At 37.7% G+C, this 6,946-nt stretch carries 10 protein-coding genes; 1 reads left to right on the plus strand and 9 read right to left on the minus strand.

What is annotated here, in order from left to right; translation table 11 throughout:
* Positions 1-242: 242 nt before the first annotated feature.
* The 8 genes from VB797_RS34470 to VB797_RS34505 all read right to left on the minus strand — a co-directional run bounded on the left by VB797_RS34470 (position 243) and on the right by VB797_RS34505 (position 5,437).
* A complete protein-coding gene (locus tag VB797_RS34470; protein WP_323242310.1) occupies positions 243-908 on the minus strand; it encodes a DUF6753 family protein in 666 nt (221 codons plus the stop codon).
* Entirely contained in the window at positions 898-1,902 is a 1,005-nt protein-coding gene (locus VB797_RS34475; protein ID WP_323242311.1) for a hypothetical protein, read from the minus strand. The genes VB797_RS34470 and VB797_RS34475 overlap by 11 nt, the downstream gene beginning before the upstream one ends.
* A gap of 68 nt (positions 1,903-1,970) precedes the next feature.
* Positions 1,971-2,708, minus strand: coding sequence for a mobilization protein MobD-like protein (locus VB797_RS34480; protein ID WP_323242312.1), 738 nt, complete (start codon positions 2,706-2,708; stop codon positions 1,971-1,973).
* Between the two features lie 16 nt (positions 2,709-2,724).
* Positions 2,725-3,183 carry a hypothetical protein gene (locus VB797_RS34485; protein ID WP_323242313.1) on the minus strand — a complete coding sequence of 153 codons (459 nt, stop codon included), beginning with the start codon at positions 3,181-3,183 and terminating at the stop codon, positions 2,725-2,727.
* Positions 3,180-3,476, minus strand: a complete 297-nt coding sequence (locus VB797_RS34490) for a hypothetical protein (RefSeq protein ID WP_323242314.1) — start codon at positions 3,474-3,476, stop codon at positions 3,180-3,182. Before VB797_RS34490 ends, VB797_RS34485 begins: the two co-directional genes overlap by 4 nt.
* 21 nt (positions 3,477-3,497) lie before the next feature.
* Complete coding sequence (locus VB797_RS34495; RefSeq protein ID WP_323242315.1) at positions 3,498-4,364, minus strand: hypothetical protein; 867 nt, start codon at positions 4,362-4,364, stop codon at positions 3,498-3,500.
* A gap of 270 nt (positions 4,365-4,634) precedes the next feature.
* Positions 4,635-5,108 carry a type II toxin-antitoxin system YhaV family toxin gene (locus tag VB797_RS34500; RefSeq protein WP_323242319.1) on the minus strand — a complete coding sequence of 158 codons (474 nt, stop codon included), beginning with the start codon at positions 5,106-5,108 and terminating at the stop codon, positions 4,635-4,637.
* Between the two features lie 2 nt (positions 5,109-5,110).
* Entirely contained in the window at positions 5,111-5,437 is a 327-nt protein-coding gene (locus VB797_RS34505) for a hypothetical protein (protein ID WP_323242316.1), read from the minus strand.
* A 235-nt stretch (positions 5,438-5,672) separates the two neighbouring features.
* Here VB797_RS34505 and VB797_RS34510 point away from each other — a divergent pair, with 235 nt between their 5' ends.
* Positions 5,673-6,098, plus strand: a complete 426-nt coding sequence (locus VB797_RS34510) for a hypothetical protein (protein WP_323242317.1) — start codon at positions 5,673-5,675, stop codon at positions 6,096-6,098.
* A 105-nt stretch (positions 6,099-6,203) separates the two neighbouring features.
* Here the strand turns inward: VB797_RS34510 and VB797_RS34515 are convergent.
* Positions 6,204-6,946, minus strand: a 743-nt coding sequence (locus VB797_RS34515) for a hypothetical protein (RefSeq protein ID WP_323242318.1), incomplete at its 5' end; no start/stop codon positions are given.

The following is a 6,946-nucleotide window of genomic DNA, read 5'->3' on the forward strand; positions in this document are numbered from 1 at the left end:
GCCAATAAGTGTAAGTTCTAGGTCTTCAATAACTACTACGCGAATTTTCTCTGTATCTTGAGCGCTTGTATGAGATTTGACTGTTGAATTGATTTCTAATTGGTTATTTACTGGTAAATCGTAATGTTGTTCATGATGATGATAGTTTAATTCTTCCATTATTTCCTCCATCAGTTTTGTAATTTAATAAAAATGATTTAATCTCGTAATTTTTTATTTATTAAAGACAGCTACTTACTTTCTTAAGGAGGTTTTACCCGTAGTAAGCAATAGTCACTTTGACGAGTAATATTCTTTCTTTTTTCGTTCTTAACTACAGCCCTTTGTTCGGGATTATTAGTACAGTTTAAATTAGTCAAACTTTCAGAATTCCAAGTAATAATATTACGTCCTAACTGACCTTGAGAACTTTTTACCCAGCGCAAACTTTCCACCTCTGCAACTGTTAGTAACTTGGGTTTTTCAGGTGCATATCCACCATCCAACCATACCCGAACAGATAAACCAGTCAAAACACCAAATCCAATTGCCGCTACAAGTAATCCCATAGCTGGCAACATTACCCTCAAGCGGCTTCGCTCTTTCGACTCGCAATGCTTAATGAGTCGGTTGACCATCGAGCGGATTTCCACTTCCTGACCACTTACAGCAGTACGCTTTGCTTTCTCCAAATGGTCGTAAATAGCTTCCGACCAACGTTGAAACAATTGGTTGAATTCGTTGGGTTTATCTTCTAACAGCACCTGAAGCTGACCAGTTGACAACATAATTAGGAATAAAGGGTCGCTTGTAGATAATCCATGTTCAACTGTTATTGCTAAAACTCGTCTTTGAAAATCAGCATCTTTCCCTTCAAGTAAACGATTCAGATAGTTTTCATTTTTTGCTTTTCGCAAACTATGCACCATAATCAATTCCTTTTTGCTGCTTAATTTCGAGCTTATCAGCTTCGTTGACTGAGCGTTCTTCTTTCATTGTGTTTATCGCTCGTCGAAAATCTTCTCTATCAAAGGCACGCAAAATCATCTCAAGTTTAGCAGCATCAATATCACTCAAACCATGAATAATATCAGCGTCGAAAGTTGCAGTAAAGATAGTATGTCCATCTTCTGAATCACGCAAACTACAACAACTATCTTCAACATTTATTGTGACAATTCCAAAAGGTTTGAAGACAAACTCATCAATATTTTGCCTCTCATACTCATCCATGATTCTTTCAGTTAAATATATTTGAGCATGAAACAATTCATTTTCATCTAATTTTGGAGCAGCTTCGCGTTGAAAGTAATTCATAATTTCAGTTATGTTTGTGGTGTTCACTGCTGATTGCTGTTCGTTATGTAGATGATTTTTGTGCATTTCTATTTCTAATTCTTGTTCTAAAGTAGCTAATTCATCTGAAAACGAATGAATTATTAATTCTCTTAAAATATTTAGATTCTCAGGAGTAATGCTTAGTTGCTCTGCCATAACAGCTACGTCTTTCTTATTGATTGCATTATCTTCATTATCTTCATCACTACTCGAATCATTAGAATTATTTACAACCTGGGATATATTTGAAATTAGTTCTTCACGTAAATGCGCTAATTCCCACACATACTCCGGACTAAAAACTTGATCAAATATTTTGTTACGGGTTGTATATTCAAAACTTGGTTCTAAATTACGGAAGGGTGATAGACTCCACTTACCTTCACGGTTAATGTGTCCGCTAATTAATACATCTGCTTCTTGATGAGCAAGAAACCATTCCGATTTAATTCCTAAATTCTGCAATATATTATCTTCGGTGGTAAGAACATATAATCTTCCCATGTATTGTTCTTTGTCACTAATTATCACGTCACAGTTAAAAGCTTGATTTGTTGAGTATAAAGTCTGAAGCTCATAATTCATGAATTTTGCCTTTTATCTCTGATAAAATATCACGAAATAATCAAACAGAAAGCAATTATAAATTTGACCTAGCTACTTTTCAAATTACTATTTTTAGCTGATTTTTTCTCCTTAACCCACATTTGAGTACTTTCTATTGCTTGATTAGATTCTTCTAAAAAAGTAGATAATCTTTGCTGCGACATTATAGGCATCTTTTCCCCAATTTCTGTTGCATCAAACCGAAACTTATTTGAGTCGATAAAATATCTATCTCCCGGATACAGCATTGTAAAATCAATGATTTTTAAAGTCTTTTCATACTTCTTACATAAGTCTTTGTAAGTAGTATTATCTTTCAAAAAACTCCAATCATCAGTTTTACCCAAATTTCTCACAAAAACATGGAGCATTTTATCTTTGTATAATTTCAAAGATTGGTAAAATAAATCGATAGATTCAAAACCGCCGTCACATACAAACCATTTACAAATATCTACACCATATTTGTCTGCAACTTCTAATAAACGTCCCTTTTTTATCCAGTTCTTAACTTGAGGAAATACGTTTGCAGGAAGATTGACGATAACGGGTTGCTTTCTGGCTAATTCAAAAATAATGTCAGCCTTATCTCCCTTGTTTACAGCTTCACTAAATTCAGCATCAACAGCATAATTATAAAAGCGCTTGACATCTTGATTCGTTATATCTGCATCTACCAAAGTATGTTCCAATTTATTATCAATCGCATACTGCACCATGACACGGGTAAACAACGACTTCCCTACCCCTCCTTTTTCACCATCAATTAAATGAATTCTTGCCATAATTAACTAATCTTTATTAATCAAAGGTTTCGCTATCTGTTGTAATTCCTGCTAAATTCCATACTTTTAGGTTAGAATCATCAAATTCTTCATCGATATTTGATGTTGGTAACTCGATACTAGAATTCAATGACTTTTTTAGTTGAGTGTTTCTTGTTTCTAATCCTCCAAATACGGTACATAAAACATTTGTAACTGAACAGAGGTCTACTTTTATCGCAATACTGACGTATTGAAGATGATGTGCGATCGCCTTTACTGAATCCAGAAATATCAGTTCTAGAGTTTCATGAGAATGACTACCTTCGTTGTACAGTGCTAAAGCCATATAGTAAGCATTGAGAGCAGTAATTATCATTACGGTTTTATCTTGAAATGGATGTAAGCTCTGGTTCTGAATATAGCTAAGCATTTTTGCCTTGTCTGAATTTAATGACGGCTGATAACGCCATAGGAAATCTTTTTTTCTACTCATCTTGGTTTTTCCTCCCTCACTCCCCCACTCTCCCCCTCCCCCACTCCTCCCCTCCTCCCAATCGCTCGAACTTTAATACCGTGATATACCGATAATGCCCACACATCAGCTAAACGATTTCCCAACCACTGCTCGTTTAAAGTTTGTGGCACTTCCACGCCACCATGCCAAACTATAGGTGTTGTTGGAAACACTGAATCTAATTCTTCTCGCAGATAATCAGCCGTACCACCACAAATAATCACCTCATCCAATTCATTTTTGTTCGGCAATACTTCTTTTAGCCAACTCATAAGCGCGATACTCCTTCGGAGTCACTTCGTGAACGCATATTCTGCTCTAGATGAATTTACAACAGATATAATTTTTTCAATTTGAGCATCTCGAAGGTTACTAGAATTACATAGATGATAGAAATGCTGGGGTTTTGGTTCGCTACCCGCAGCAACAATCCCTTCAATTAATTCTTGTGCTTCTAATCCTGATGTGCCTTCTATGACTAAATCAACCATTTTAGTCATGCCCAACTTAGCTGTTTTACCGCGATTCAAAATACCGCGACGAGATATGATTACCGAGGCATTCCGATACCCTAACATTACTAGGGCTATGACTTTACGCCTTATAGCCTCACCCGTATTTTTGCAGTACATCGCATAAATTCCACCACTTTCAGGAAAACATTCGTAACCTACTAGGTTGGCATTAATCTTCTTGGTTGGTGTATCGAACTCAGTTAAAGCTTCCTTGAGCATCGGTTTGAGAAACGCCGAATCTTCAAATTCCCCAGGTGGTAAAAGTAATGCCAGAGAAATGTCAAAGCAGTCGGATAACTTGAATTTATGTTTTATCACCCATATAGCAGCCAGAGTTTTGTATAGTGCCAGTTCGTACTTGCGTGGTTTTAGTCTCAGTGTCGCACTGTAGATGCTCCGTGCCAAGTAACCTACTGCTCGATAATCTTCACCAATTCCTACCCAAGCGGTGTTTTCTGGATAAGCATTACCTAAATTACGAGTTTGAAAAGCTAAAGAGGTGTAAGGAGCTTCGATTACAGCAGCTTCCATCCAGAATGCTGTTGGTTTACCACCACGAATCTGCACTATACCTTTAGTACCACTTCCACCAAAATCTATAGTCAGAGTAACTTCGGGGTATGCAAGATTATTTAATCTACCCATAAGTAATTTCCCCACACAGTATCTCTATTAGGGTAGCAATTAGAAATCCGGGTGAGGATATAACTAAAGTCGTTACTTGTTCTATCACTATTGACGTAAAGGTTAGAGGAGGGATTTGCTAGGGTAAAAGTGTCAGCCATTCAGCTAGTGGATAGATATTCTCTCCATTCTCCCTACTCTGGGTTTTGCAGCGGTTTTTCCCTTCTCCGCTTGCTGTCTAGGGGAGCAAGCAGTGGTGGTATACGTATTTATTCTTTGAAAAAATATTTATTAATTAGGCTCTGATTCATCCAGGCTTTTTTCTGGTTGTGCAATCAATTCATCTAAGCTATCAGGAAAAGTCCCCCGTTCTACCATCTTAGTAAAAGCTTGATAGCAATCATTCTTTGCTCCCTCCTTTCGGGGAAAACCCAGCCATAAAATCACAATAGTTTTTAATTCTGGGGTATCAAAAGCCCGAAAAAACAACCGATACCTTTGGGGTAAACCCATCTTTTTCACTCGTCTATAGCGTTTTAAGGCTCCCGTCAATGCAAAATAGTTTGCTCTGGGGTCATTGGGAATTTTAGTTTCAATTGCAACAGTAATTGCTGCAAATAGCTTGACAGTTGCATGGGTTTTGAACTCAGCTTCTGGCAGCTTCTCGCGTAAATCGGCAACTCGATTTAATAATTCTTGATACTGAACTCCAAATAACTGGGGGTGAAAATAAATTTCCCAACCATTACTAATAAACTTAGCCATCATCAGGGGGAATCTGACTCTAACTCCACACCCTCAATCAATTCGCGAGCAGTTTTAGACATCTCGGCTGTATAAGGTTGTAACGTATTATCTTTCAATGCTTCTGCGATCGCAAAATCTAGAAACAGGCGCATCATCAGGGAATCTTCTTCCGAATCGTCATCTACGACATCGGGAATAATCTTAATGATCGCAGTATCATGAGACAATACTTCTATCCAACCAGAAGCATTGTTAAATGTCGGATGTTCGCGGTAAAAATCCGCAGGCAAGCGGAACCCTGCGCTGTTCCCAATTTTAGTACTGCGAATTTTGTAGGAGTTACTCATGAATGTATGTACGTGATGTACTTACATCATAACAGAAGTAATCTAACTTGAAAAAAACTTGTGCCGCTTTTTAAAATATAGTACTCAACGATCGCAATGGCATCTAAACAAAAACAACACACAGTTCGATTTGAAATGCTGCTGACCCCCGAACAAAACGAACATTGGCATTACCCCCGTACCAAATTCTTGTGAAGTTGACCGTACAGCACCAACTACCGGACAAAAACGACGAATGTTTCGAGAAAACCAAGAATTTGAGTTGGGATTGCGGGATAAACCAGCAGACAAGAGCGCGGTTGAGAAAATTCAGGATGCAATAGAAACTGCTATTCAACCAGGAATGGAGTTTGCTCAATTTATTGAACAATTGAAAATATCAGATGTAGAAACATCATTGAAATTCAACTCGAAGGGTATTATTCAAGGTATTTCATATTCTACAGATGGTGTTGCATTTGCTGGAAGTAAATTAGGTCGAAATAGTAAAGCTTTTACTCTCAAGGGGTTAGTAATGCGAGGTGTTAAGTTTAACCTTTATCGTGATGGTTTAGCATTAACTCGATACGTTGCTCCCGATCATAAACAAAAAAATGAAGCATCAAAACCGAAAACCAACTCTCTCATGCGTTCTAAAAATTCTCAAATAGAATTTGATTAAATTGAACCCAAAAATATTGTAATAAGTGGGAGTATTGGACTCGGTTGCTAAGAAAATATGACAACCGAGTCCAATACTCTTTAACGGCAAGCGTGTTACCACCTTTCAACTGATTGAATACTCACTTTCGAGAAAAGCTAATATTCGTTCCTGCTTAGGTGTTAAGCTAGATGGGTCATGAACCTTTCCCAACACTTGTAATACCGCTTCATGGGTAGGTTCGTAATCTGAATCAACTTTGCTGGCTATCTCTCTGAGCCGAATGCAATTTTGGGAAGCTGCATCTTCACTCGCTGCATAAGCTCTTTCCAAATGTTCGGGTTTAACAGTTTCCAAATCCACTTTCCAGGTTTTAATACTGCAACTATGAGGGTTTATCTGACAAACAATGCACCAACATCCAGAAAAAGGTCTTAAATCCGGTTCATACTTTGGCATAATTCGGCACACCTCACCAATATGATGCGGATTAGGTGCGCGCTGCTTATCCTTTATTTGCTGGACTATATCGGATTTATTTTGCTTGCTATTGAGTAATTTTTGTGCTGATTCTTTTCCTTCTTCATCAACAACTTTCGCAACCGATAAAATATCCTTTTTAGTCAGCCCGCTATTACGAGCTAAGATAGAGTGCTTGAGTTCTTCACCCAGCGATTGCGCTAAAGTATCTAATGCATTCGTAAACTGAGCATCGTTACGAATAGTTCTACCAGTAATTTTGTACTGCTGTGCCAAACTTTGAGCCACATCTACCGATAGGAAATTATTTCCGTTCGGTGAATTCTGCTTCAGATTGTGATTGCGATCGCCTTTCAAATTGAGATATCGTTTACCTCGTAAGTAACTGG

Origin of the sequence: Rivularia sp. UHCC 0363, from assembly GCF_034931125.1 — a bacterium.
Taxonomy (GTDB): Bacteria; Cyanobacteriota; Cyanobacteriia; order Cyanobacteriales; family Nostocaceae; genus Rivularia.